This window comes from Thermostichus lividus PCC 6715, from assembly GCF_002754935.1.
Lineage (GTDB): Bacteria > Cyanobacteriota > Cyanobacteriia > Thermosynechococcales > Thermosynechococcaceae > Thermosynechococcus > Thermosynechococcus lividus.
The window spans coordinates 2576175-2599768 of the sequence record NZ_CP018092.1 but is presented as its reverse complement, the minus strand read 5'-3'; the positions used below and the strand labels follow the sequence as shown (position 1 = coordinate 2599768).

Sequence of the window (23594 nt, the reverse complement as noted above, 5' to 3'; positions counted from 1 at the left end):
ATTCAGTAGCGCTCACGGGAACCGATCATGCTGGAACAGGGAACCATTTCAATTCATACCGAGAATATTTTCCCAATCATTAAAAAATGGCTCTACTCCGATCATGAAATTTTCCTGCGGGAGCTTGTCTCTAACGCTGTAGATGCCATCCAAAAATTACGCATGGTGGCTCGCTCTGGTGAGTACGGTGGCGATGTGGATCACCCCGAAATTACAATTACCCTCGATCGCGAGAACAAGAGGCTGGCGATCGCCGACACAGGCTTGGGCATGACCGCAGAGGAAGTGAAAAAGTACATCACCCAAGTTGCCTTTTCCAGCGCTGAAGAATTTGTCCAAAAGTACAAAGGCAATGGCGATCAAGAGATCATCGGCCATTTTGGCTTAGGGTTTTACTCCGCCTTCATGGTGGCAAGCCGCGTCGAAATCGATACCCTGTCCTATAAAGCTGGGGCAACGCCCGTCCACTGGACCTGCGATGGCTCTACGGAATTCACCCTTGAGGATGGCCAGCGCACCAGTGTGGGTACCACCGTCACCCTCACCTTGCAAGACGACGAACTGGGTTACCTCGAACCAGCACGGATTCGTGAATTGGTGCGCAAGTACTGCGACTTTTTGCCGGTGCCCATCAAACTCGATGGCGAGCAAATCAACAAACAAATTGCGCCGTGGAAGAGCAGCCCCAGCAGCCTCAGCAAAGAGGAGTATTTAGAGTTTTATCGCTACTTGTACCCCTTCCAAGAGGATCCCTTGCTTTGGGTGCATCTGAATACCGACTATCCCTTTGTGGTTAACGGTATCCTCTACTTTCCCAAGCTCCGCCCGGATATTGATGTCACTAAAGGGCAGATCAAACTCTTTTGCAACCAAGTCTTTGTCAGCGACAACTGCGAAGAGATCATTCCCCGCTTTCTGCTGCCTTTGCGGGGCGTGATTGACAGCACCGATATTCCCCTCAATGTCTCCCGCAGCTTTTTGCAGAACGATCGCACCGTGCGTAAAATTGCTGATTATATCGCTAAAAAGGTGGGCGATCGCCTCAACGAACTGTACCGCGAAGACCCGGATGCCTACGTGCGTTCGTGGAAAGACTTGGGCACCTTTGTCAAATTTGGCTCCCTCAACGACGAGAAGTTCAAGAAACAGGTTGAGGATATTTTGATCTATCGCACCACAGCCACCTTAAGTACACCAGCAGAGAACGATGAATGGAGCACTCAAGGGGGTATTGTTGTCGATGGCCAAGCCTACACCACCCTGAAACAGTACTTAGAGCGCAACAAGGCGCGCCACGCCAACCGCGTCTATTACTGCACCGATGAGGTGAACCAAGCCACCTACGTTCAGTTACTCAAGGGGCAAGGCATTGAAGTGCTCTTTATGGATAGCTTCATTGACACCCACTTTGTGCCGTGGCTAGAGCAAACCTACAGCGATGTTAAATTCCTGCGGGTGGATGCAGAACTAGATGAAACCCTGATTGACAAAGACCAAAGCAGTGAAATAATTGACCCGGGCAGTAATAAAACCCGTAGCGAACAGATTAAGGCGCTGTTTGAGTCGGTGCTCAAGAAGCCGAAGCTCACCATTCGTACTGAAGCCCTCAAGTCTGGCAATAGCGGTGATGCCCCACCCGCCATGATTCTGCTGCCAGAAACCAGTCGGCGAATGCAGGAAATGATGGCCATGATGCAACAGCAACTCAATGTGCAACTGCCCGAGGAGCACACCTTGGTGGTGAATACCACCCATCCCCTGATTCAGAACCTGCTGAACTTGAGTCAGGGCACTATTATTCAAACCAGTGGCTCGTCAGAGACCGCAGCACTTGTAGAAAAGCTGTGCCACTATATCTATGATTTGGCCTTGATGTCCCAGCGAGGCTTTGATGCCAACGGCATGCAGCAGTTTAGTGAACGCGCCAGTCAGGTGCTTACCCAACTGACTGCAATGGCTATGCGCTAATCGATATAGCTCTTCCCCTAGCGGGTAAGGCTAGGGGGTCGTGGAGGATTCTAGATGATCATTACAGCAGGCTTACTCGCGGGGGCGATCGCCCTGTTGGGCTGGGGACTCTATCGCGCCCTACCCTACGGCAAACTCGGCATTATTGCTTGGTTGCAAACCCTAGTGCTGATGCTGCCATGGCTGGTGGTATTTGGCACCTTGAGTGTTGGCATTGTCCTCAACTTTGCCGCTGTCTTGTTTAGCCTTGTCCTCTCCATCGTGGCCTACATTGCCTTGGGTCGCTGGTTACGCCTCCTTGCTGCCACCTCCGATGCACCATTACCACCCTTGCGGTCGGGGCGACCTGAGGTTGATGACGTCCTTGCCCCCTCACAATCTACCCCTGACAGTGGCGAACCCCTCACAACCAGTGCCCCCTCTGCCTTGCCGCCAGACGATCTGCAAGGAATTCAAAGTATTTTTAGTATTGATACCTACTTTGCCACTGAGTACATTCCCTACAAAGGCGGGGTGATCTGTCGCGGCAACCTGCGCGGTGATGCGAAAGCAGTGCATGCCACTCTAACAGAACGCTTGCAAGCTACATTGCCAGATCGCTATCGCCTATTTATGGTGCCCAATAGCGAGGGCAAGGCTGTGGTCATTATTTTGCCGGCAACGACCACCATAGCTCGCTCAACGCTCTTACAAAAACTAACCGCGGTGTTGCTAGGGGTAGCGACCCTTGGCACCTGCCTAGAAACCAGTTCAGTGCTCCAGGGCTTTAGTTTACTGAATACGCCGGGTTTGTTTCAGCGATCGCTCCCTTTGGCGCTCTGTTTAGTGCTGATTGCCGGAGCGCGGGAACTAGGACATTGGCTCATGGCCAAGCGCTACGATGCTAAACTTAGCCCCCCCTTCTTTCTGCCTGCGTGGCAGTTGGGTACCTTCGGTGCTGTAACCCGCATTGAATCGTTTCTGAAAAACCGCAACGAGCTATTTGACATTGCTGCTGCAGGAGCGATTGCCTCTGGGGCATTGTCGTTGCTATTTCTGGGTATTGGCTTGGTGCTCTCTCCCAGCAGTAGCGGTTTAGAGGTGCCCACTATTTTCTTCCAAGGGTCAATTTTGGTGGGCACTCTCTCTCGTCTGTTCTTGGGCGACCACTTGCAAAGTGAGGTTGTGGCGGTGCATCCCTTGGTGATTATGGGGTGGCTAGGACTGATTATCACCGCCCTCAATCTCATGCCTGCGGGGCAATTGGATGGCGGTCGGATCATTCAAGCGATTTATGGCATTAAAACCGCTCAGCGCCTGACATGGATTACCCTGATTGTGTTGGGCTTGGTGGCGATCGTCAATCCCTTAGCCCTGTACTGGGCGCTGATTATTCTCCTGCTACAGCGTGACCTAGATCGTCCTAGTTTGGATGAAATGACCGAGCCGGATGATACCCGCGCGGGGTTGGGGCTGCTACTGCTGTTTTTAATGGCAGCGACACTGATTCCCTTAGCCCCCGGCTTGGCAGGCCAGTTGGGGATTGGAGGCTAATGAGAGGAACTCCCTAGCACCAGATGACGGGATTTCGGAGGATTTTTGATGGACAGCGCCGATCCTGTGCGGCAGTTACTAGAGGCACTTGCCCGAGGACAGTTAAGCGTAGAGGCTGCCCACCGTCAACTGCAACACCTGAGCTACGAAACCATTGGCCATTTTGCCCGGATTGACCATCAACGGCAACAGCGTACAGGGTTTCCTGAAGTTGTTTGGGGGCCTGGCAAGACCCCTGAACAAATTGCCGAAATCTTGGCGCGGATGCGGCCTTACTATCCCTGTGTTATGGCCACCCGTATCTCTGCGGATGTTTTTGCGGCGGTGCGATCGCGCCTAGGAGGGCTGCACTACTTTGAAGTGGCGCAAATCTGTAGTACAGCCCCTATCTTGCCACCTGCTTATCCGGGACAGGTTGGCCTAGTCTGTGCTGGCACTGCCGATTTACCCGTTGCCGAAGAAGCCGCCATCACGCTACAACTCTCGGGGTTTGCGGTGGAGCGGTTTTGGGATGTGGGTGTGGCAGGAATTCATCGGCTGCTCAGTGTGCGCGATCGCCTTGAAACAATGCAGGTTCTCATTGTCGTGGCCGGCATGGAAGGCGCGTTACCCAGTGTTGTGGCGGGTCTAGTGAGTGCAGCGGTGATTGCCGTGCCCACCAGCATTGGCTATGGCGCAAACCTCGGAGGTCTCGCTCCCCTACTCACTATGCTCAACTCCTGTGCCCCCGGCATTGGCGTGGTGAATATTGACAATGGCTTTGGCGCAGCGATGCTAGCGGCTAAAATGTTGCGATCGCTCCCTCAACGTGCCGCCACTGGCTCAATGTGACTGGGCAGTTCAAGACAATAACCTGCCCCGTAAACCGTTTTAATGTACTTCGGGCTACGCGGGTCTGGCTCCAGCTTCGTCCGCAGATGGCGGACATGAACACGAATGGTTTCGATGTCATCATCTGGGTCATAGCCCCAAACCTCCTTGAGAATTTCGCTCGGAGACACAGTCTGGCCGTGGCGCTGCAGCAGGCAATGCAATAGTTCAAATTCCAAGCGTGTCAGCTTGATGATTTTGCTAAACCACGAGACCTCAAAGCGCTCAGGAATCAGGGTTAGAGGCCCATAACTAAGAATTTCCCGATGCCCAGCGGTGGCTGGAATGCGGTCAGCGCGCCGCAACAGCGCTCGCACCCGTGCCAACATCTCTTCTAATTCAAAGGGCTTCGTCAAATAATCATCGGCACCCGCATTAAACCCCTCTACCTTATTGTGGGTTTGACTGAGGGCAGTCAGCATCAAAATGGGAATGTCTTGGGTGCGGGGGTCGCGCCGTAGGCGCTGGCAAATCGTGAAGCCATCGACCTGCGGCAGCATCAAGTCCAATAAAATCAGATCCGGGGAAATCTGCACGGCCAACGCTTGTCCTTGCATCCCATCCAAGGACTTTGTGACATCGTAGCCTGCCATTTGCAGGTTAATCGCCAAGACATCGGCGATCGCTGGGTCATCATCAATAATTAGAATACGAGGCTTCATAGAATCGACGTTACTCAATCCTCACGGGCAAGGGACAAGCACCTCTGAGAGAATTATAAACATCTCAGCAAAAAGCTTAAGACTTTGTTGGATTTCTTTAGATTGGCTCAATATTTGGCGCAGGGAGCAACACTACAACCCAATTGCTGGTACCTTGTGTCCATGTGGCGGTCAGGAGCGCAACAGCGTTGCCCATTGGCTTGGGTTACTTTACTCTTAGGAGAGTAGTTGGATGCTCTCAAACGAACCCCAAATCAGGAATTACGAGCAACCAGACTACCCTTGTGGTACTAGTCGATTTTTAGTTCTATGCAGCATTAACTAGATTTTCTGCAAACCTGGGCTATACTTTGGAAATGCAACTTTGGGGCAGAGGACGTTACTCTGTCCGTTTTTGCGAACTACTCACTCAAATTAGATGCTGTGGTTTGGACATAATATGCTGGCTCCCATTCTTTTGGCTCAAGCCGCTTTACCTACTCCACCTCAACAGGTTCCGGTTGTTGTCCAGGAGCATTCGGTGCAGTCGAGTATTATTGTTCAGGCAAATGCTGCGCCTGTGGGTGCGCAAGCTCCACGCGTTAGCACACCACCTACGCCAGCCGCAACGGCTTACGTCACACCAACAAATTTTGCCTATTTTCCCCAAGATATTCGGCCTCTGCCAGGGCACCTAGACAACATCCCCGTCTTTAACAGCAACAGCCCTGAAATGGTGCGAAGTGAGGGTATTTTACTCTCTACGTTTCCCCCCCAAGGCAAATGGCAACCGGCAGCACATCTTAACTATCCTATACAAGGACGCTTTGATGTGTTTGCCCACCACATTACCCAATCCAATCGAGCCGTTAGTACACCAACAATTTATTTGGGGCTGTTGGCCTACAATCCCAGCGATCGCCCGGTTACCGTCACCTTTTACCAAGCTGCCAGTTTCTTAAGCACGCCGGATGCCCCGTTCCGCAGCTTACCGGCAATCGTCGACAACCCTATTGGCTATGTTTTTTCGGGGCCGGGCAGCCGCGTCACCAATCAGGTGTTGCGGGGGGTGCGCCAAACCTTTTTCCCCTCTCAAGTGGTTATTCCGGCACGGGAAGCACGAATGCTGAGTAATTTACCGTTGCCCCTGCCAACCCAGTTTCCTAATGCGGTCATTAACCGCGCCCGTGCTGAGTTTATGATCAACCAAGACGGTACCGTTGGCCCGATGATGCCCTTGATTACCGATGTTAGTCCGTTTGGTGAGGTCTCGTCCTCCAATGGTCGCTCAACCCTCATGCATTTGCAAAGCAACGGGCCAATCTACCTTGCCAAAATGTCGATGTTTGCCCGTATGAGTGAACATGGTACGGAGCGAGCACCAACCCTTGAAGAGTGGTGGACAATGCTCCATCGTGGACAACTGGTAACCCCCCGAGATATTCCCCCCACGCCTCCCAATAGCACGTCCCCCCGCTTTTTCTATGGCCGCGTAGCAGGCATCAGTCGAGGGTCGCAGTGGAAAGCTAGCCTGACCGATGAACACGGTCAAGGGACGGCGCTAACCATTCCAGCACCCGGTCGGGCGATTTCCTACGGTATTAGTACCCTCCATCGAGGCACCCTTGGCACCGGGCAAATCCAAAGTGCACCAATGTTGGCGCGCTATCCCGATACAGCTTACTATGCTCACGGTAACTATGGTGTGCACTATAGTTTGACACTGCCCTTGCTGAATGATAGCCGCAGTTTTCAGTCGGTTGTCGTAACGCTGCAAACCCCCCTCAAGCAGGATCACCGTACGGTGAGCCTGCAGTTCCTAGAGCCGCCCGCTCCCCAAGTGTTTTTCCGCGGAACAGTGCGGGTGCGTTTTACGGATGATGTGGGGCAGCCCCAAGAACGCTATGTCCATTTGGTGCAGCGGCGGGGGCAGCGGGGCGAACCGCTGGTGACCTTAAATATGCGCCCAGGCGAAAAACGAAATGTTAGCGTCGATTTGCTCTATCCTCCCGATGCCACCCCTCCCCAAGTGTTAACGGTGGCCACCTTGCTGGGACCGAGCTATCAAAATACCACCCACGCACCGGTCACCGATTCTCTATCCTTGACACCAGTTTCTGCACCCTAGGGGCTATATGGTAGGCGATCGCCTCATCTTTATAGTAGTGATGTGGGCGGGCTAAAACCCCTCCGCTTTAGCGAGGGGATACAGCCAACTCAGGGGGCTTTAGCCCTCTCTATGTGTTAAACTAGAGACGTGGAAAGTAGGCGTATCAACTACGCGAAGAAACATCCTAGTACGGAGAAATCCCGGCAAGTAAGTCACTACCGCTTTGGCGGCAAGCCTAAACCACTGCAAGCAATGGCAGGATGTTGAGCGTATCGAATTGGCTAGTGTTGAAAAGCGCGAAACCACGAACCAAAACATAAACGTAGTCCCAATAGCAGAAATGCTTGAGGTGAGTAGGGGGTCTTTGACTGCCCCCACCCGCATTAAGTTGTGGGTGACAGCTCAAGGGAAAAGCGAAGCAACGCGGCTTCAGCCCGTTGCGCAGCATCCGTTGGGAATCCCCTCTCTTTCAAGGAGGGGAGAAGTCAAGAAGGGCTATGCCGTCTTTTGGACGTGGTGGCACCAACGGCGGGCGATCGCCTTTACTTTTTGGGGGATTTAGTAGATCGCGGCCCCAACAGTGCCGCAGTGGTCGAACTACTCCGCCAGCAGCGCTATTTCACCGTGCGCGGTAACCACGAAGATATGATGTTGTTGGCCTTTGAGGACAAACACCTTAACCCCTCACGGTTCTTTGTTTGGGCCAGCAGTGGCGGGGATGATACCCTTGCCAGCTATACCTCAACGGAACTGTTATGGGAACACAATTACCTTTACATTTCGTGGGGTGCTGCCCGGTCAACTTGTGCGCGGCAACGGTTGGATTGATATTGATACCGGTGCCTATCACCACCGTAGTGGCTGGTTGACTGCCCTTGACTGGAGCCGTCAATGGGTGTGGCAAATGAATGTGTTACACGGTGGCATTCGCCAAGGGGGGCTTGAGGAGTTTGTGGTGGACGTGGCAACTGTGGGCTGTAGCAAATCCGAGTAAGTAAAAGTACTGAGTTAACTGCCACAAGATTGAGCAAGATCTCTGTAATTTTACGGAGAGTTTGGGGAACACTCAGGGTAAGTGACGCGCCCACTGTTGTTGGAGTACCCGTATGTTACCCTACCGCTCTAGTTGGTTCTGGTTCTACTGCTTACGTCTGCGCTCACGTTCCCAAGGCTTTACGTTGATTGAGTTGCTCGTTGTTGTCATTATTTTGGCTATTTTGGCGGCGATCGCCTTGCCCTCCATGCTCAGTCAGGCTACAAAAGCCCGAGAATCTCAGGCCAAGACAAATATTGGAGCGGTCAACCGCGCCCAGCAAGCCTATCGTCTTGCCAATCCAACCTTTAGTGATAATATTGCAAGCCTACAAATTGGCATTAGTGAAACCCCGGACTATGACTATGCCATTACCAATGCCACATCTTTGATTGCCGAGTTTCAGGCAACTCCCAACCGGCCAGAACTCAAAGCCCTCACCGGTTGTGCCCGTGCGCTGACAACCTTTACCTTAACCTCAACAGAGATTATCGAAGTTGATCCGCCGACGTCTGGCACAGCAACACCCGCCACCTGTCCGTAAGTAGCAGCTAAGGCTCGTCCTCCTCGTCGAGGTGCTCGGCAACGGATTGGTAAAGGGCAAAAATGTGCTGATCCAGTAATTGATAGAACATATGCCGCCCTTGGCGACGAAAACTTACGAGGCGCATTGTTTTGAGGATGCGCAATTGATGGGAGACCGCAGATTCGCTCATGCCTAAGGCAAGGGCAATATCCCCAACGCACAGTTCCCTTTCCGCTAACAGAGAAACAATCCGTAATCGATTGGTATCGGCCAGCAACCCAAAAAATTGCGCCATGCGCTGCGCTTTTTCGAGGGACAGGAGGCGATCGCCGAGCTGAGTAAGCGCTGCCGCATCATAGGGATGAGCACTGACTGTCGCAGCAGTTTTAGCATTCATACCTCCATCATAACGGCTAGACTGATCGTTAATGGTAGTTGACACCTGAACAGTTGTTCAATCATAATTAAGTCATACCCCGTTTGGAGGCCATATCCATGACCACTGTTTCCCAAATGAAATGTGCTTGCCCCCACTGCCTGTGCATTGTTTCCTTGAGTGATGCCATCATGGTAGCGGATAAACCCTACTGCTCCGAGGTCTGTGCCAATGGCACCTGTAAAGCACAGGGTGGGTGCGGCCACACAGGTTGCGGCTGTAGCTAACTGTAGCTAAAACGTATCTCCCAGTCCCTCAAGGGCTGCTTGATGCACCTGTGCCGAGTCTCGATAGGCTTGGTAATTGAGGTAAGGTGGGTTGGGGTGCCAGTGCTGCTGCCATTGGCTGAGTAGGACGTGGGGGGTCGCCGGTAGAGCAGACAACTCCCAGCCGGGGATTCCGGTATCTGCCATTAAATGGCTTACTTTAGGGTCATAGCTTAGGGCAAAACAGGGACAGCCCACACTGGCGGCCATAATCAGGGCATGAAGGCGCATGGCGATCGCCCCCTGCACTCCGGCCAGCACGGCTTTGATCTGGCGTGGATCTGCAAGGCAGAGGAGGCGGGTCTGCGATGCAATGAGTTGCCCATACAGTTGCTCCGCAAGGGGTAAATCTTGGCAGGGCTGAAAGGGCAGTAGCAGAACCTCAAGCCCTGCGTCTTCTTGCCAAGCCCGGAGAGCAGCAGCAATGGTTGCGAAGCGCTCAGGGGTCAAGGTGGGATGGGGGCGCAATGACACTGCAATCGTGGGGGTGCGGCTAGGTGCCGAAGGGGGGGGTGAGCGCATTAACCATACGGGATCCGCCCCCTGCTGGTGGGGAATCTGCCATTGGCGCAGCAGTGCCGCCGAACCAGAGTCACGCACGGTAACGGCAATACACCGCCGCAGCAGTTGCCGCAGCCACCACCGATAGACAGGCGATTTCACAGGCCCAATCCCCTGTGCCCATGCCACGGTGCGACAGCCCAAGTGTTGGGCAAGGGTCATTAAGCCAAGGTAGTAGAGGGGGCTACGCCAACTGGTGACATCCTGAATGAGGCTACCGCCGCCCCAAATAAAGACCTGACTGCGGCGCAGGGTGCGCAGAACCTGTCTCCACTGGTAGCGATCGCAGGCGGCCACACCATAGAGTGCTGTTGTAGCTTGGGGGTTGCCGCTGAGGACGATGGGGGTGCAGTGGGCTGGCAGTTGCTCGAGGAGGGTGGCCAACAGGGCTTCATCCCCCGCATTGCCGTAGCCGTAGTACCCACAGAGAACCACTTGAGTCATGACACAACGTCTTGGGCTAAAATTGCGGCGATCGTGGCGATGAACTCCGGCGTGGGGGCGATCGCCGGTGTAACGGACAGCCGTTGCTGAGGGTACTCTGTCTGTAGCTGCTGCACTTGCTCTGTAAAGGCATCAACGGTTTTGCCGCCAAAGAGAAAGTAACCAAACAGATGGCTATGGGCGTACTCCAATGCCCGGCGCTGTTTCAGGGCATTGCTAAGGCTCTCGGGGTCGCTCAGCAGAGCAGGCAACACCCCCAAGGAGTCACACAACTGCTGAAACCATGGCAAGACAGCATGCCGCCGACTGCCATGCCCCACCAGAATATCTGCTTTAGCATTGACAAGCTGCTGCTGGAGCCATACCTGAAAGCGCGGCTGACTCCCTAGAAATGGCAGGCAATGCAACGGAAAAGGCGCGATCGCCTCAGCAGCGGCCAACGCCTTCGGTACATCCACCGCGACATGGTTTCCGGGCAGCAGAAATAGGGGCAACAGCACCACGGGCTGCTGGACTTGTTGGCAAAAGTGCAGAATTTGTAGCTCAAGGGGATGCGCTTGGCTTTCTAGGGCACCCCATCCCACCTTACCTAAGGAGGCGAGATGGCTCACAACCTGCACCATGGCCTGCTGCGGGTCAGCACTGGGGCTACCGTGGGCAATTAAAAAGTAGGCGCGGCTCATTGCTCCCCAAAAAGGCGCGATCGCCCCGCTGCTGAGAGCAAATCCGCCTGAGCAACTTGCTCCTGCTCGCCGGACGCTAACCACTTCACCTGTACCGTTTGCGCTGCTGCTTCCTCCTCACCGATCACGAGGCAGTGGGTAGCGCCACTGCGGTTTGCCCGCTTCAGTTGGTTTTTGAAGCTGCTGCCACTGAAATCTACTTCAACAATGTACCCTTGATGGCGCAGTTGTTGCGCCAAGACTAGCCCCTGCCGTTCGGCACTACTGCCCCGGGTGACTACGTAAAGATGGGGAACAGGGCTAGGTTCCTTGGGGCGATCGCCCATCAGCAGAATCAGCCGCTCTAGCCCCATTGCCCAACCAATGGCTGGGGTCGCTGGCCCGCCTAATTCCTCAACGAGGTGATCGTAGCGTCCGCCGCCACAGACAGTGCCTTCAGTGCCTAGGCTGCCCTGCTGAAATTCAAAGGCAGTGTGGGTATAGTAGTCGAGTCCCCGCACAAGGGTAGGGTTAATTTGATAGGGAATACCTAGCTCCTCCAAGAGGGACTGCACCTGCTCAAAGTGCTGCTGCGATGACGCACTTAGGTAATCCAATAGGCGGGGTGCCTCATTGACAATGGCTTGAGTGCGTGGATCCTTGCTATCGAGGATCCGCAAGGGGTTGCGGTGAAGGCGATCTTGGGAATCGGGGTCCAGATCGGCGGCGTAGGGGGTGAGATAGTCCACTAAGGCTTGGCGGTAGTGCGCGCGATCGTCGCGATCGCCCACAGAGTTGAGCATTAGGGTCACGTCTTCAAGGCCAAGGGCTTTGAGAATATCCAGCGCCAAGGCAATGACTTCCGCATCGGCGCGGGGATCGGCACTGCCGAGCACTTCTACGCCCAACTGGTGAAATTGGCGATACCGCCCGGATTGGGGACGCTCGTAGCGAAACATGGGCCCTAGGTACCAGAGGCGTTGCACCCCACCTTGGCTGTAGAGGCCATGCTCAATGTAGGCACGCACCACCCCAGCGGTGCCTTCGGGGCGCAGGGTCAAGGAGCGATCGCCCCTGTCCTGAAAAGTGTACATCTCCTTGCCGACAATATCGGTGGCCTCGCCAATGCCCCGCTCAAACAGACTGGTTTGCTCAAAAATAGGCGTACAAATTTCCCGATAGGCCGCGCGATCTAGAATCTGCCGTGCCGTCGCCTCTAGCTGCTGCCAATAGATACGCTCGGCAGGCAAAATGTCGCGGGTACCCCGTGGTGCTTGTAACCCCATGCTCCATGGCAATGGTATAGAACAGAGGTATTATATCAGCGCAACAGTTGTTGAATCATCCGCTGTGCTTGGGCTTCGTAGCTACCGCCAAAGAGGTTGAAGTGGTTGAGGATGTGATACAGGTTATAGAGTGTCTTGCGCTGCTCGTAGCCAGAGGCGAGGGGGTAGGTGTCTGCGTAGCCCTGATAAAATGCCCTAGGAAAGCCGCCAAATAGTTCAGTCATTGCTACGTCCACCTCGCGATCGCCGTAGTAGCTGGCAGGGTCAAAAATCACTGGCTCACCACCGCGGATAAACGCAGCGTTCCCTGACCACAGATCACCGTGCACAAGAGTTGGGGTGGGGTGATGATTGAGCAGGTCACTCACCCGTGCTAAGAGTGCATCCGCCTGGGGAAACACTCCGCCCCGCCGTCGGGCTAACTTAAACTGGTAGCCTAGGCGTGCCTCTGCAAAAAAGTCTGGCCAGTGGTCAGACCAAGGGTTGATCTGAGGGGTGGCACCAATGGTGTTATCTTGCACCCAGCCGTAGCGATCGCCGGTTCCCTGTCGGTGCAGCTGCGCTAGGTGCACCCCCATCTGTCGCCAGTCCCCATGGCTGGTCAGGGGCAAATACTCCAGTACTAAAAAGCTAGCCCCCGCAACGGTGCCCCAAAGCATGGGCTTAGGCACACGAATGGCTTGGACACTGGCGATCGCCTCAAGAGCCAGCGCCTCGGCAGCAAACATCGCCTCCCGCTCTGGACGATTAAACTTTACAAATAGGGTCTGCTGGGGATGCTGCCAAACGTAAGCATCGTTAATGCTGCCGCCACCCACCGCCAAGGCTTTACCGTCATGAAGTCGCTGACCGGTTGCCGCCTCAAGGCGATCCCACAGTTGTGGCCAGCGACTCATGGAAGAATACCCCGACAAGGTATGGGTAGCCTAGTCGTCGTAAATGCGACACTCCGCAGCGTCAGGATTATCGTCGCAGTATTGCTGAAACGAGGTTTTATGCTCTTGCTGTTCAGTCCGCTGATGGGCGGCTTCTGCTTGGAGTTCTTCTAGGGCATCCCATGCAGCGGCACATTGTCCAGAGGTCACACCTTCGGTATCACACACCTGATGCGCTTCCTCACGAGCTTGCTCAATTTGTTTCTCAAGATTACTCATAGAGCGTGTATTGAATCACCTTATTCAGTTTATGCAATCTGCCCAAGGGCAGGAATGCCGTTACTCCACTTTAGCAACGAATGCTCCTTGCTGCCATTGACAGTCATGGAGAGAACTGTCGGCTTGGCCAGTTAGCACCCCTAGAGGCGGTTCACCGCCACCGTGGCCTCTGTGGGTAACATCGGTGCAGACTGGGTCAGTTGCGCGTAAAGGGGTAGGTGATGCTGAGCAATGGCAGGTAAGGCCGCATGAACCTGAGTGGCGATCGCCGTGGTCGTGACATCGTAGGTTTGGGTCGCCAGCTTAGGATACATGCCCACTGCCAAAATGGGGAGCAGCAACGAAAGGGCAATAAAGGTTTCGCGGGGGTTAATGTCCAGCAACAGCTTGTCAAACATATCCCCACCCTGCTGGCCGGTGAACACCCGCCGCACCATCGAGAGCAAATACACTGGTGTAATAATCAGCCCCACTGCCGCAAGGAAAATCACGCCTACCTTGAAGGTTGTGGAGTAGGCATCACTGCTGGTCAGCCCTAAAAAGACTGTGAGTTCGCTGACAAAGCCACTCATCCCCGGCAAGGCCAAGGAGGCCATCGACCCCGCAGTAAAGAGGGCAAAGGTTTTCGGCATCGATTGGGCAATGCCACTCATTTTTTCCATCGCTAGGGTGTGGGTGCGATCGTAGGTGACGCCCGCCAAGAAGAATAACACCGCTGCAATGAGTCCGTGGGAGAGCATTTGCAACATCGCCCCATTCAGACCAACGCTATTGAGGGCACCAATCCCCAAGAGCACAAACCCCATGTGAGAAATGGAGGAGTAGGCCAGCCGCCGCTTCAGGTTTTCTTGGGCAAAAGCCGTTAGGGCGCCATAGACAATATTCACGACCCCTAGGGCAATCAAGACAGGGGCGAAGTAAATGTGCGCATCCGGCAGCATTTGTAGGTTAAAGCGAATGAGGCCATACCCCCCCATCTTCAGCAGCACCCCTGCCAAGACCATCGAGACAGGTGCGGAGGCTTCGCCATGGGCATCCGGTAGCCACGTGTGCAGCGGGAAAATGGGCAGCTTCACCCCAAAGGCCAACAGGAACCCAGCATAGGCAAACAGCTCGAGCGCCAAGGGATAGTCTTTTAACCCCAAGGCTGCCATATTCAATGTGACGTCACCGCCGTAAAAGGCCATCGCTAACCCTGCGAGGAGGATAAAGACCGAGCCAACAGCGGTGTAGAGAATAAACTTAGTGGCCGCGTACTGCCGTTTGGGGCCTCCCCAGATTGAAATCAATAAATAGACCGGCACTAACTCCAGTTCCCAAATCAGGAAAAAGAGAATTAAGTCTTGAGCGGCAAACACTCCAACTTGAGCACTATAGAGCGCCAGCATCAGGAAGTAAAACAAGCGTGGCTTTTGCTTGACCTGCCAAGCTGCAAAAATTGCCACTGTGTTGACTAGACCCGTCAGCAAAATTAGGGGAACGGCAAGACCATCCACCGCCAATGACCAATTCAGGCCAATTTGCGGCAGCCACGCCACGGTCTCCACCATCTGAATCTGAGCAGACTGACCATCGTAGTGCTGCCAAAATACGGTAGCTGAAAGGGCAAATTCAACGAGCGCGATCGCCAGTGCATACCAGCGGACTGTCTTGCCATCGCGATCGGGCAACAAGGGAATCAAAAGTGCAGCCACTAACGGCAACACCGTCAGTACAGTCAGCCAAGGAAATTGGGCATTCATTGACAAACCCCCAAGGGACGAATCCAGTAAACAGTTAGAGCATCTAAATAAGAATATATACCTATTCGTCCTAATGTTGCAAATTGTTAAGCATTTTTCTAAATTATAAACTTTGCGGTTATTTCATTTATTGAAATCTATTCAATAGGCTGTCTATATTGAACGTGACAAAGGTAAGATAATCAATTGTTGCCTGCCAAGGCTCGGCTCTTCCAACAATTTGGTGGTGCCTATCTTCTTTGTCGTAGCAGGGGCAACATCGAATGTGACCCTGCTCAATCTTTTTGTGGCCGAAAATTGCTCTGGATTAGTGCTGGCGGGGTTCCCTGTGATAATCATTGCTATGGTAAAACTGACAACTTTTGCAACCCTCCCTGTTACGATTGGCATTTGATAGTCCTGATCCACCTATGGCCACCGTGGAGGAGCCGTCCCCATGATCTATCTCGAAGCCAGTATCTTTATCACCATTTTGGTGGGGTTTTTAGCCACCATCATTAAAAAAAATCTCCTCATGAAAATCGTGACGATGGATGTGATGAGTACTGGGGTTGTTGCCCTCTTTGTGGTCATTGCCACCCATAGTGGGTTGGTGACACCGATTTTACGTCCGGGGGCAGCACCGGCAATTGCCTACGCTGATCCAGTGCCCCAAGGGGTGATTCTGACGGCGATTGTGATTGGTTTGTCAATCCAAACGCTGATGCTGGTGGCCGCCATGAAGCTGGCGCGGGATAACCCGACCCTAGAAACAAGTGAAATTGATCAGAAGTATTTGTAGATGACTGATTTAGCGATCGCCTGGATTTTAGTCCCCTTTGTGGCCGGACTCACGCTCTATTTACTGCCGGTGTTGGCGCGGGGGTTGACCTTGGCGATCGCCGTGCTGTCGCTCTGCGTGGGGCTAGCCATCACCATCCAAGACATCAACTTCTCCTTTGTGTTGATGGATAGTTTTGGCATTGCCCTACGCATTGATAGTCTCAGTGGCTATTTCATTGTCACGAATGCCCTTGTCCTCTTGGCGGCAGTGCTCTATACCTGGCGCTGTGACTACAAGGCTTTTTTTTACGTGCTGCTGTGCCTGCTTCACGGCAGTGCCAATACGGTTTTTATCTCGGCGGATTTTCTTAGCCTCTACGTCAACCTAGAGGTGTTGGGGATAGTGGTCTTTCTTTTAATTGCCTATCCCCGGGGCGATCGCCCCCTGTGGATTGGCCTGCGCTACCTGATGGTGGGCAATGTGGCCATGCTCTTTTATTTGATGGGGGTGGGCTTAGTCTATCAGGCCAGTCACAGCTTTTCCTTTGATGTCTTGCTGCACGCTCCCCCAGAGGCGGTGGCACTGATTTTGATGGCACTGTTAGCCAAGGGGGCGATCTTTGTCAGCGGTCTTTGGCTGCCCCAAACCAATGTCGTGGCTGCGCCGGTGGTAGCGGCACTGTTAGCTGGAATTGTTGAAAATGCTGGGGTTTTTCCTTTGGTGCGGTTGAGCCTGCTCTATGGGGAAATTAGCAAGATCGTGCAACTGTTTGCTCTCGGTTCGATTTTCTTTGGCCCACTCCTAGCGTTGGTGGCTGATGATGTGCGACGATTGCTCAGCTTTAGTACCCTTGGCCAACTGGGGTGGGTGATTATTTCGCCGGCGGCGGCGGGCTTGTATGCTCTGATGCATGGACTGGCAAAAGCTGCCCTATTCCTCAGTGTAGGTGAATTGCGCCACTATCGCCTGAGTGAGCTACGACAGCACGGCATGGCGCGTCCGATCGCGATCGCCATGATCATTGCTGGCTATGGCATTGTTGGCGTGCCCCTGTTAGCAGGTTTCAGTGCCAAGGCGCTGACAATCAGTTACCTAGCGCCATGGCAACAAGGACTATTGTATGGGGCTGGCTTTTTGACCGCCACCATCTATAGCAAACTGGTGTTTATTCCGCAGCAGCCGACCTCAACCCCACTGCCCCTTGGTTATAGTGCGGCCACGTTGGTGCTGCTTGGCGGTCTGGTATTTGCTGATGCTGGTTACCTGCAAGCCTACACCCCAGCGAACCTGCTGCGGTCTCTGGTGCCGCCAGCGGTGGGGCTGCTCCTTGTGGGGCTGGGGGTGTCTCGTTGGGAGTCCTCATGGCGGGGCGCCTGGGAGCAGCTCGAGCATTTACTGGGGGTAATGCTGTTGCTGTTAATTGGCTTGGTGTGGTTGGCGCTATGACGATCAATTATCTGAATTTTGCATTGCGGTTAGCCATTTGGCTGCTGCTCACCGCAGACTTTGGACTGGTGAATGTCCTCATTGGCGTGGTGGTGGCTTTACTGCTGCCCCAAAGCCGGGTACGGGCAGCCAGCCTCAGGCAGTGGCTCAGTACCCTAGGCAAAGTGGCCATGGCCGTCCCCCGTGCCTACGCCGAAGCGATTGAAATCCTGCTGCGCCCGCATCGGCATGAAGCAGTGGTGCGTCAACCCGTCAGCCCGACGCGATCGCCAGGGTTAATTTTCCTCGATATTTTTGCCATTACCTTTACCCCCAAAACCATTGTGCTGCACTACGACGAACAGGGGTGGTTCGAGGTGCATGAACTAGTTCAGCAACGGCCACAGTTAGGGACAACCAAAAACCCCAAAGAGGATAGTGGACAATGACGGCTTTTTTGGTGCTGATGCTGTTTATCCTGTGCATTCCCCTGTACGCTGCTTGGAAAGGGGAGCATATTTGGTCGAAAATGTTGGCCTTTGCCAGCATTGCCACCAAGACGGCCATCATGATTTTGATGGTATCGGTGGATCGCGATGATTGGATGATTGGTATTGTCGGGGTTATTATTCTCAGCGTTGGCAACGGTGCATTGATGCTGCTAGCACAAATTCTCCGCCGGCTGCGGGATGTGGCCAATCTTTAGGGAGCTGGGGACATGGTTTTACAATGGCTGAGTTATGCCTGCATTAGTTTTGGCCTCTTTTTGTGGCTGTGGGGAACGTGGCCGCTAGTGGGGCGGCGATCGCCCCTCTTTAAGCTGCACTATTTATCGATTGCCGATACCCTAGGGTCGATGGCCATCATGTTGGGGGTACTGCTGCGCATTCCGCGGGAGTGGCCACTCCTGTTGTTGGCCGTTATTTTCCTTGCCCTCTGGAATACGATTCTGGGGTACGTGTTGGCCTATTGCTCCCAAGGGGAGGACAGCGATGGATAACTGGTTGATTGCTGTCACAACCCTGTTGCCCCTCACCACCTTGATGTTAGTCTTTCAGAGCAACCCTTACCATGCTCTGGTCATCCGTGGCATTGTCGGTGCCGTTGCTGCCTTAATTTATGCGGTGCTAGGGGCAGCGGATGTGGCGCTAACCGAGGCATTGGTGGGTACCATGCTCTCGATTATGCTCTACGCTGTCGCCGTGCGCTCCTCACTGGTATTGCGCCTAGGGGTGCTCGCCTCTGCCCTGTCCACCGATACCTTAGACCATCTGTTAGAGACTCTACGGGTCGCAGTGGCTCCCTACCATTTACGGGTCGAGCTGATTGTCTATCCTACCGTTGGGCAGTTAAAAAGCGCTCTCCACCAACGCGACATTCATGTTCTGTGTGCTGAAGACGATCGACAATTGTTGACCATGACTCGTATAGCTCGCCTTTACACCCTCCTCAAACCTGCTTTGGCCGAATGGACAGACTTAGTGTACTACCCCCTGACAACGGACGAGGAAGCCCCCCGATGAGCATCATGATGGTGATTTATGGACTGGCGGCTCTACTGCTCTTGATTAAGATGCTGGCTTTACCCACCCTATTTTCAGAACCCACGGCAGCCATTGTCAGCACCCTTGTGACAGAAGCGGGGATACCGAATGCAGTGACAGGGATTCTGCTACGCAATCGTCTCTACGACACCATTTTTGAAGTTGTTGTGTTTACCATTGCCATTTTGGGGTCACAATACCTCCTCGCCAACGAAGCTCCCCTAGGGCATGTCAGCCGTTTTAACGATCAACCCTCGATTGTCTTGGCGCGGTTTGGTGCCACCATTTGTTCGCTGGTCTGCATTGAACTGGCGTTGCGGGGGCACCTTAGTCCTGGCGGTGGCTTTGCGGCTGGGGTGGCTGGCGGCACGGCGATTGGTCTGGTGGCGATTACCTCTGCCCCAGAATGGCTAGAGAGTATTTACCAGCGTTTCCATGCCGCCACATGGGAGAAAATTTCCGTTATCGTTTTTATCCTTTGTGGTGCTAGTTTGCTCATGGGGGTTGAGCTACCCACAGGGGAGTTTGGCACGCTCCTCAGCGGTGGGATGATTCCCTGGCTGAATATTCTGATTGCCCTCAAAGTGGCTTTGGGGTTGTGGGCTGCGGTTCTCACCTTTATTCGCTATCGCGGCTTACTCTAGGCTTCGAGGGGAACAGCCTCAACACAGCAGGAGCGTACCTGCAACCCCTGATAGAAAGTGTCTTGGCTGAGATCAACTTTGGACTGGGCGGCTAAAAACAGCAATGCCCAAAATATGCCCACGGGATCATTCTTCAGGCTGAGGAGATCCCTGAGTTCCAGCCATGTCCCTGCCGGTGCGACTCTGGCTAAGAGGGTTTCAACCTCTGCGGCTAGTTCCGTGAGGTTTTCTTGGTGCGCCAGTTGGGTAATGGCTTTGAGGGTGGTGGGGCGGCGACGGCTGCGGGGGTGTGGGGGCGCAAGACCTTGGCCCGCTCGGTCTGCACTGCCATTGTTTTGAGGTGGACAATCAGTTCATCGAGGGTTACCCGGCGGCGCTGCTGAGGAGGAGCCACCAGACGGCGGTGGAGGTGCTGCTCCAGTTGACCGGGCCAGACCACCAAGGATGGGTTGGGTGCCATATCTGTCCTGTCCGGCTCAAGATCCTCCTCCAGAGGTGCCTCGTCAACAGCCACGAGGCGATCGCTTTTGAGGAGCACCAGCATAGCCGCATACAGGAAGGCTTGGCCGGATTCACTCAGGTTGGGTTGACCGCGACTGGCCAGTTCTGCTAGGCAGCGATCGAACACATCAATGACTTGGATGTCCCACGGATCAATCTCCCCTCGCTCTGCCAGCTCAATCAAAATATCAATGGCTGTATCTGCAAACGATCGCGCCATGGCTTGTGCCCATTGTTTTTTTTCACATCGGGTAGGGCTGGAAGCCCCGTACTTCAGTGCGGGGAGGAAAGCTCCTTTAGCAACTTCAGTTGCCATAGTACCATTTAGGCGCATAAAATGAACTCATGCCACAGCAAATACTGACCATTGTCTGTCAACTAAATCCCACTGCAGAGCAAATTGTCAAGCTAGACCAAGTTCTGCAGGGCTTCGCTGAGGCTTGCAGATACATCAACAGTACCATTTGCCCCAGCATTACTAACAAGAACCGTATTCAGAAAGAAGTTTACAGAGCAGTACGACAGCAATTCGGCTTAACCGCTAACTTGGCTGTCAGGGCTTGTGCCAGAGTTGCCGCTAACCGCAAGGTGGGAAAGGTTAAGGAATTCAGGGCTACTTCTGTGGATTATGATGCTCGCCTGTTTGACTACAGAGCGAAAGAACAATGCGTTAGCCTCTCCACCCTAAACGGACGGGAACGTATTCCCTTAGTGGTGGGTAACTACCAGATAGAAAAACTCAAGGGCAAGAAGCCTACTTCTGCCACTCTCTGCAAACGCAAAGATGGTAAGTTTTATATCCACATCCAAGTAAAGGAAGAAGTGCCAGAACCTCAGACTGGACATGGGGTTTTGGGCGTTGACTTCGGTAGGACAGACATTGCACATACATCGGAAGGAGACAACTGGCATGGACAGCAGTTAACTAAGGTACGAGACCACTACTCCAAACTGAGGGCGGTACTCCAGCAGAAAGCCAGTAAAGGCACACGCAGTTCTAGGCGTAGATGTCGGGAACTGGTGAAACGGCTATCTGGCAGGGAGAGACGCTTTCAGGCATGGGTGAACCACTGCATTTCTAAGACCATTGTGGCAAGGGCAAAAGCAACGGGCAGTGTTATTGCTTTGGAAGACCTGACAGGGATACGGGAGCGCACTAATCAAGTACCTCGTTCTAAAACAGAGCGTAGGCGTGCCAACAGTTGGGCGTTTTACCAACTGCGTAGCTTCATTAGCTACAAGGCACTCAAAGCAGGTGTGGGAATAGTGCTAGTTAATCCTCGCTACAGTAGTCAAACTTGCCACAGATGCCTGCATATTTACCCCGACCCAAAGCAGTCCTATCGCACTGGGAAGCAGTTTAAGTGCGGGCATTGTGGCTGGACAGGAGACGCAGATTTCAATGGTGCTAGTGTAATTGCGCTTTTGGGGGCTGTCGTAAACCAGCCTAGAGGCTCGGGTCTGTCTTGTTCTCTTGCAGAACATAACAGGCTCAGGGCTACTGAAAGCCCCTGACTTCAGTCAGGGGAAGTTTACAAGGGGTCAGCGAGGGGAATTGTAAAGTGAAATTCACTGCCGCGATCGCGCCCAGCGGACTCTGCCCAAATTTGCCCGCCGAGGTTTGTAATGATTTGGCGGCAGATCGCCAACCCCAGACCAGTGCCCCCCGCGGATCGTCGCAGTGCGCCCTCTTCTTGGTAAAAACGGTCAAAAATAGTTTCCAGCCGATCCGGCTCAATGCCGCGGCCTGTATCGGCAATGGTTACCTCCAGTAACCCATCTTGGCGCGGTGTGGCCACAATCGAGACTTGGCCAGACTGCTCTGTAAACTTACAGGCGTTGTCCAGCAGCTTAGAGAGTACCTCCACCAGCCATTCCCCATCGGCTCGAACAAGGGGCAACTCTTGGGGGAGGGTGGCATGAATGCTGGGCAGTTGTTCTTTCGGCGTGCGCAGGCTGCTGAGGGCTAAATCCACCAGTTCCTGAATGGGCAAGGGTTCAGGTCGCCACTGGACACGGCCACTCTCTAGTTGGGACAGGGTAAGAAAGTCCTGAATGAGTTTGCGCATCCGCTCGGCATCGGCAAGAGCCGTACTCAGCATCACTTGCCGCAGTTCCGGATCCATGTCCGGTTCACTGGCGAGGCTTTCGAGGCAGATTTGGATGGTCGAAAGGGGGGTGCGCAGTTCGTGGCCGGTAATGGCAATCAAGTTGCTGCGGGTGCGATCGAGGGCTTCTAGCTGGGCGTTTAGTTCTTCGAGATCGGCATAGGCTTCCGCTTGAATGAGGGCAACCCCCACTTGGATGGCGATCGCCGCCACCAGTTCCGCATCCATATCGTGCCAAGGTACTGGGGTGGTGCGGTGCAGTTCTACCATTCCCAGTAAGCGCCCTTGGTAAAGCACAGGGGCAAGCAAGAGGGCTTGAACAGCGGCAGTTTCTAAGGGCTTAAAATACTTCGCCTCCTCAGGATGTTGCCAGCGCGGATCCGCCCTCAGATCATCGACCTGCACCGCCTGTTGATGGGCTAGGGCTTGCTGCGTGTAGGGATGCTCGGCCACAGGCCAGTACTGATGACGCAGGGAGGGGGTTCCTGCTGTGGTGTACTCGTACTCAATGCGCACCCGACTATCGGTACTGCGGCAGCGGTAGATCAAACAGCGATCGCTCTCTAGCACTGTGCCAAGTTCCGCTACTGCTTGGGTCAAAATTTCCGCTGGGTTCAGGGAGTTACGAATTGTAGTGGTCATCGCATTGGTGAGGCGTTCCTTGCGCTCTTGGATCGCAATTTGGCGATAGGCTTTAATTTGCTTGTATTGCCCCGCTTGCAGATAGGTGACTAGGCGATCGGCGAAGGGAGCCGGGTCGCCGCTACATCCCTCGCGGGAGCGAAACTGCGCCACCATGCTCAACGCTGTACTTACTTTTTGGCATAGCTCTGGGCGGTATTCCTGAATTCGTTGCAGCAGCATTGTTGCCGCTGTGGCCGTAACCTCGCGGTCAAACGTCCAAATCCCTTCAAAGCGCCGCGCCTGATCGAGGGGGGGCAGCACATCTGGTCGGGTTGCCGTGGGCGATCGCCGCACCTCACGACAGATTAAACAGGTGCTGTAGTTAGGGCTAAGCACCACCAAGTGCCACTCCTGACTGAGGGCATCCTGCGGATCAAAGGCAATGGTTTCGTAGTCTCCGGAGCAATTTGTAAACTCGGTTTCCGGTGCGGCTAAAACATAAACCTGATCTGATTTGCTGGCAATGCGCTGATAGCGATGCGCTTCTTGCCGATAAAACCGCTCCCGCTGAAAACAGGCAATAATAATTGGGGTATCAGCACTGGCCAAAACCTGATCTTCCATTGCATGGGATAAGGCAGTGAGGGAGGTCTTAAAGTACAACTGCGATCGCAAACGGGGGATCTGTGCCAACAAATCCTCAAGAACCGACCTAACAATGATCTTGTTGGCCATGGAAACAATCCATCAACA

At 53.9% G+C, this 23594-nt stretch carries 28 protein-coding genes; 17 read left to right on the top strand and 11 right to left on the bottom strand.

Features of this window, described 5'->3' with window-relative positions:
- Positions 1–27: 27 nt before the first annotated feature.
- From htpG to larB, 3 genes are read left to right on the top strand one after another with little or no spacing between them, the layout of a single operon-like run.
- A complete protein-coding gene (gene htpG / locus BRW62_RS12665) occupies positions 28–1968 on the top strand; it encodes a molecular chaperone HtpG (protein ID WP_099799708.1) in 1941 nt (646 codons plus the stop codon).
- A gap of 54 nt (positions 1969–2022) precedes the next feature.
- On the top strand, positions 2023–3501 hold the full coding sequence (locus tag BRW62_RS12660) for a site-2 protease family protein (protein ID WP_099799707.1): 1479 nt from the start codon (positions 2023–2025) through the stop codon (positions 3499–3501).
- A gap of 48 nt (positions 3502–3549) precedes the next feature.
- Positions 3550–4332: a nickel pincer cofactor biosynthesis protein LarB gene (gene larB / locus BRW62_RS12655; protein ID WP_099799706.1), complete on the top strand. Its 783-nt coding sequence runs from the start codon at positions 3550–3552 to the stop codon at positions 4330–4332.
- Here larB and BRW62_RS12650 read toward each other — a convergent pair.
- Positions 4305–5033: a response regulator transcription factor gene (locus BRW62_RS12650; protein ID WP_099799705.1), complete on the bottom strand. Its 729-nt coding sequence runs from the start codon at positions 5031–5033 to the stop codon at positions 4305–4307. The genes larB and BRW62_RS12650 overlap by 28 nt on opposite strands.
- 439 nt (positions 5034–5472) lie before the next feature.
- Between BRW62_RS12650 and BRW62_RS12645 the strand changes: the two genes are divergently transcribed.
- The 5 genes from BRW62_RS12645 (at position 5473) to BRW62_RS14830 (ending at position 8699) form a co-directional block, all read left to right on the top strand.
- The gene (locus BRW62_RS12645; RefSeq protein WP_198406273.1) at positions 5473–7140 is read left to right on the top strand and encodes a DUF3370 domain-containing protein; all 1668 of its coding nucleotides are present in this window, start codon (positions 5473–5475) and stop codon (positions 7138–7140) included.
- A gap of 346 nt (positions 7141–7486) precedes the next feature.
- Complete coding sequence (locus BRW62_RS13540) at positions 7487–7684, top strand: hypothetical protein (protein WP_198406059.1); 198 nt, start codon at positions 7487–7489, stop codon at positions 7682–7684.
- Positions 7636–7950, top strand: a complete 315-nt coding sequence (locus tag BRW62_RS13535; RefSeq protein ID WP_198406058.1) for a metallophosphoesterase — start codon at positions 7636–7638, stop codon at positions 7948–7950. The genes BRW62_RS13540 and BRW62_RS13535 overlap by 49 nt, the downstream gene beginning before the upstream one ends.
- Entirely contained in the window at positions 7928–8116 is a 189-nt protein-coding gene (locus BRW62_RS13530; RefSeq protein WP_198406057.1) for a hypothetical protein, read from the top strand. The genes BRW62_RS13535 and BRW62_RS13530 overlap by 23 nt, the downstream gene beginning before the upstream one ends.
- Before the next feature lie 112 nt (positions 8117–8228).
- Positions 8229–8699 (top strand): type IV pilin-like G/H family protein, encoded by a 471-nt coding sequence (locus tag BRW62_RS14830; RefSeq protein ID WP_099799704.1) that lies wholly within the window; start codon positions 8229–8231, stop codon positions 8697–8699.
- 7 nt (positions 8700–8706) lie between these two features.
- Here the strand turns inward: BRW62_RS14830 and BRW62_RS12630 are convergent, their stop codons facing one another.
- Positions 8707–9078, bottom strand: a complete 372-nt coding sequence (locus tag BRW62_RS12630) for an ArsR/SmtB family transcription factor (protein WP_099799703.1) — start codon at positions 9076–9078, stop codon at positions 8707–8709.
- Positions 9079–9176: 98 nt separating this feature from the next.
- On the opposite strand from BRW62_RS12630, the gene BRW62_RS12625 reads away from it, so the two are divergent.
- A complete protein-coding gene (locus BRW62_RS12625; RefSeq protein WP_099799702.1) occupies positions 9177–9344 on the top strand; it encodes a metallothionein in 168 nt (55 codons plus the stop codon).
- Positions 9345–9350: 6 nt separating this feature from the next.
- Here the strand turns inward: BRW62_RS12625 and csaB are convergent, their stop codons facing one another.
- The 6 genes from csaB to BRW62_RS12595 form a co-directional block, all read right to left on the bottom strand.
- Positions 9351–10388, bottom strand: a complete 1038-nt coding sequence (csaB, locus tag BRW62_RS12620) for a polysaccharide pyruvyl transferase CsaB (RefSeq protein WP_099799701.1) — start codon at positions 10386–10388, stop codon at positions 9351–9353.
- On the bottom strand, positions 10385–11071 hold the full coding sequence (locus BRW62_RS12615; protein WP_099799700.1) for a sirohydrochlorin chelatase: 687 nt from the start codon (positions 11069–11071) through the stop codon (positions 10385–10387). The genes csaB and BRW62_RS12615 overlap by 4 nt, the downstream gene beginning before the upstream one ends.
- A complete protein-coding gene (hisS, locus tag BRW62_RS12610) occupies positions 11068–12336 on the bottom strand; it encodes a histidine--tRNA ligase (RefSeq protein ID WP_099799699.1) in 1269 nt (422 codons plus the stop codon). Before hisS ends, BRW62_RS12615 begins: the two co-directional genes overlap by 4 nt.
- Before the next feature lie 35 nt (positions 12337–12371).
- Positions 12372–13232, bottom strand: coding sequence for a fructosamine kinase family protein (locus tag BRW62_RS12605; protein ID WP_099799698.1), 861 nt, complete (start codon positions 13230–13232; stop codon positions 12372–12374).
- 30 nt (positions 13233–13262) lie between these two features.
- Entirely contained in the window at positions 13263–13490 is a 228-nt protein-coding gene (locus tag BRW62_RS12600; protein ID WP_099799697.1) for a Calvin cycle protein CP12, read from the bottom strand.
- Positions 13491–13630: 140 nt separating this feature from the next.
- Positions 13631–15232, bottom strand: coding sequence for an NAD(P)H-quinone oxidoreductase subunit 4 (locus BRW62_RS12595; protein WP_099799696.1), 1602 nt, complete (start codon positions 15230–15232; stop codon positions 13631–13633).
- 436 nt (positions 15233–15668) lie between these two features.
- Between BRW62_RS12595 and BRW62_RS12590 the strand changes: the two genes are divergently transcribed.
- Genes BRW62_RS12590 through BRW62_RS12560 form a run of 7 tightly spaced genes read left to right on the top strand, consistent with a single transcriptional unit; the run spans position 15669 to position 19608 of the window.
- A complete protein-coding gene (locus BRW62_RS12590; protein WP_099799695.1) occupies positions 15669–16013 on the top strand; it encodes a cation:proton antiporter subunit C in 345 nt (114 codons plus the stop codon).
- Positions 16014–17441, top strand: a complete 1428-nt coding sequence (locus tag BRW62_RS12585; RefSeq protein ID WP_099799694.1) for a cation:proton antiporter — start codon at positions 16014–16016, stop codon at positions 17439–17441. It abuts the gene before it with no gap.
- Positions 17438–17869: a Na+/H+ antiporter subunit E gene (locus BRW62_RS12580; protein WP_198406056.1), complete on the top strand. Its 432-nt coding sequence runs from the start codon at positions 17438–17440 to the stop codon at positions 17867–17869. The genes BRW62_RS12585 and BRW62_RS12580 overlap by 4 nt, the downstream gene beginning before the upstream one ends.
- On the top strand, positions 17866–18126 hold the full coding sequence (locus tag BRW62_RS12575) for a hypothetical protein (RefSeq protein ID WP_099799693.1): 261 nt from the start codon (positions 17866–17868) through the stop codon (positions 18124–18126). The genes BRW62_RS12580 and BRW62_RS12575 overlap by 4 nt, the downstream gene beginning before the upstream one ends.
- Before the next feature lie 12 nt (positions 18127–18138).
- Entirely contained in the window at positions 18139–18420 is a 282-nt protein-coding gene (locus tag BRW62_RS12570) for a monovalent cation/H(+) antiporter subunit G (protein ID WP_099799692.1), read from the top strand.
- Positions 18413–18943, top strand: a complete 531-nt coding sequence (locus tag BRW62_RS12565) for a DUF4040 domain-containing protein (protein WP_099799691.1) — start codon at positions 18413–18415, stop codon at positions 18941–18943. The genes BRW62_RS12570 and BRW62_RS12565 overlap by 8 nt, the downstream gene beginning before the upstream one ends.
- A 5-nt stretch (positions 18944–18948) precedes the next feature.
- Positions 18949–19608 (top strand): Na(+)/H(+) antiporter subunit B, encoded by a 660-nt coding sequence (locus BRW62_RS12560; RefSeq protein WP_099799961.1) that lies wholly within the window; start codon positions 18949–18951, stop codon positions 19606–19608.
- Here the strand turns inward: BRW62_RS12560 and BRW62_RS14685 are convergent.
- Entirely contained in the window at positions 19605–19850 is a 246-nt protein-coding gene (locus tag BRW62_RS14685; RefSeq protein ID WP_250644966.1) for a segregation/condensation protein A, read from the bottom strand. The genes BRW62_RS12560 and BRW62_RS14685 overlap by 4 nt on opposite strands.
- Positions 19820–20329 (bottom strand): segregation/condensation protein A, encoded by a 510-nt coding sequence (locus BRW62_RS12555; protein ID WP_250644939.1) that lies wholly within the window; start codon positions 20327–20329, stop codon positions 19820–19822. Before BRW62_RS12555 ends, BRW62_RS14685 begins: the two co-directional genes overlap by 31 nt.
- A gap of 125 nt (positions 20330–20454) precedes the next feature.
- On the opposite strand from BRW62_RS12555, the gene BRW62_RS12550 reads away from it, so the two are divergent.
- Positions 20455–21624, top strand: a complete 1170-nt coding sequence (locus tag BRW62_RS12550; protein WP_099799690.1) for an RNA-guided endonuclease InsQ/TnpB family protein — start codon at positions 20455–20457, stop codon at positions 21622–21624.
- Between the two features lie 17 nt (positions 21625–21641).
- Here BRW62_RS12550 and BRW62_RS12545 read toward each other — a convergent pair whose 3' ends face one another.
- Complete coding sequence (locus BRW62_RS12545; protein ID WP_099799689.1) at positions 21642–23576, bottom strand: DICT sensory domain-containing protein; 1935 nt, start codon at positions 23574–23576, stop codon at positions 21642–21644.
- Positions 23577–23594: the final 18 nt, after the last annotated feature.

Bases quoted from the DNA above. Each gene is read 5' to 3' on its own strand.
- BRW62_RS12550 (WP_099799690.1), top strand. From the start codon at position 20,455: ATGCCACAGCAAATACTGACCATTGTCTGTCAACTAAATCCCACTGCA.
- BRW62_RS12650 (WP_099799705.1), bottom strand. From the start codon at position 5,033: ATGAAGCCTCGTATTCTAATTATTGATGATGACCCAGCGATCGCCGAT.
- BRW62_RS12565 (WP_099799691.1), top strand. From the start codon at position 18,413: ATGGATAACTGGTTGATTGCTGTCACAACCCTGTTGCCCCTCACCACC.
- csaB (WP_099799701.1), bottom strand. From the start codon at position 10,388: ATGACTCAAGTGGTTCTCTGTGGGTACTACGGCTACGGCAATGCGGGG.
- BRW62_RS12595 (WP_099799696.1), bottom strand. From the start codon at position 15,232: ATGAATGCCCAATTTCCTTGGCTGACTGTACTGACGGTGTTGCCGTTA.
- BRW62_RS14830 (WP_099799704.1), top strand. From the start codon at position 8,229: ATGTTACCCTACCGCTCTAGTTGGTTCTGGTTCTACTGCTTACGTCTG.
- BRW62_RS12555 (WP_250644939.1), bottom strand. From the start codon at position 20,329: ATGGCGCGATCGTTTGCAGATACAGCCATTGATATTTTGATTGAGCTG.
- BRW62_RS12605 (WP_099799698.1), bottom strand. From the start codon at position 13,232: ATGAGTCGCTGGCCACAACTGTGGGATCGCCTTGAGGCGGCAACCGGT.
- BRW62_RS12630 (WP_099799703.1), bottom strand. From the start codon at position 9,078: ATGAATGCTAAAACTGCTGCGACAGTCAGTGCTCATCCCTATGATGCG.
- BRW62_RS12545 (WP_099799689.1), bottom strand. From the start codon at position 23,576: ATGGCCAACAAGATCATTGTTAGGTCGGTTCTTGAGGATTTGTTGGCA.
- BRW62_RS12590 (WP_099799695.1), top strand. From the start codon at position 15,669: ATGATCTATCTCGAAGCCAGTATCTTTATCACCATTTTGGTGGGGTTT.
- BRW62_RS12585 (WP_099799694.1), top strand. From the start codon at position 16,014: ATGACTGATTTAGCGATCGCCTGGATTTTAGTCCCCTTTGTGGCCGGA.
- BRW62_RS12660 (WP_099799707.1), top strand. From the start codon at position 2,023: ATGATCATTACAGCAGGCTTACTCGCGGGGGCGATCGCCCTGTTGGGC.
- BRW62_RS12575 (WP_099799693.1), top strand. From the start codon at position 17,866: ATGACGGCTTTTTTGGTGCTGATGCTGTTTATCCTGTGCATTCCCCTG.
- BRW62_RS12600 (WP_099799697.1), bottom strand. From the start codon at position 13,490: ATGAGTAATCTTGAGAAACAAATTGAGCAAGCTCGTGAGGAAGCGCAT.
- BRW62_RS12625 (WP_099799702.1), top strand. From the start codon at position 9,177: ATGACCACTGTTTCCCAAATGAAATGTGCTTGCCCCCACTGCCTGTGC.
- BRW62_RS12570 (WP_099799692.1), top strand. From the start codon at position 18,139: ATGGTTTTACAATGGCTGAGTTATGCCTGCATTAGTTTTGGCCTCTTT.
- BRW62_RS12615 (WP_099799700.1), bottom strand. From the start codon at position 11,071: ATGAGCCGCGCCTACTTTTTAATTGCCCACGGTAGCCCCAGTGCTGAC.
- BRW62_RS12580 (WP_198406056.1), top strand. From the start codon at position 17,438: ATGACGATCAATTATCTGAATTTTGCATTGCGGTTAGCCATTTGGCTG.
- hisS (WP_099799699.1), bottom strand. From the start codon at position 12,336: ATGGGGTTACAAGCACCACGGGGTACCCGCGACATTTTGCCTGCCGAG.
- BRW62_RS12560 (WP_099799961.1), top strand. From the start codon at position 18,949: ATGATGGTGATTTATGGACTGGCGGCTCTACTGCTCTTGATTAAGATG.
- htpG (WP_099799708.1), top strand. From the start codon at position 28: ATGCTGGAACAGGGAACCATTTCAATTCATACCGAGAATATTTTCCCA.
- BRW62_RS12645 (WP_198406273.1), top strand. From the start codon at position 5,473: ATGCTGGCTCCCATTCTTTTGGCTCAAGCCGCTTTACCTACTCCACCT.
- larB (WP_099799706.1), top strand. From the start codon at position 3,550: ATGGACAGCGCCGATCCTGTGCGGCAGTTACTAGAGGCACTTGCCCGA.